This is a genomic window from Fructilactobacillus sp. X2R1C3 (assembly GCF_059901425.1).
Genome location: NZ_JBWXUW010000010.1, coordinates 1 through 373 on the forward strand (window position 1 = coordinate 1; position 373 = coordinate 373).

Below are 373 nucleotides of genomic sequence, written 5' to 3' on the forward strand. Positions count from 1 at the left end.
TTATTTCTCGGTTAAAATTATAATTAAAATATAATTAATACAGAAAATAATATTATCTAGTTTTCAAAGAACAAAGTTGACACTTTCGTGTCAATGGAGAATAACGGGATCGAACCGTTGACCTCCTGCTTGCAAAGCAGGTGCTCTCCCAGCTGAGCTAATTCCCCAAAATATTCGATTGTCACTTACCAGTAACGATGGGTCTAAGTGGACTCGAACCACCGACCTCACGCTTATCAGGCGTGCGCTCTAAACCAGCTGAGCTATAGACCCAAAAGCGCGAACATTTATTTAACGAGAGTAAAACTCTCAAAACTAAACAAGACTTCAATTGTGTAAGGTTTCCGAATTTTTCCTTAGAAAGGAGGTGATC

The 373-nt window shown here is 38.9% G+C and carries 2 tRNA genes; both read right to left on the bottom strand.

From position 1 onward, the window contains the following. Nucleotides 1-94 precede the first annotated feature (94 nt). A tRNA-Ala gene (locus AC6UDD_RS06940) sits at nt 95-167 on the bottom strand. 31 nt (nt 168-198) lie between these two features. Continuing rightward, nucleotides 199-273: transfer RNA gene (locus AC6UDD_RS06945), tRNA-Ile, on the bottom strand. Nucleotides 274-373 lie beyond the last annotated feature (100 nt).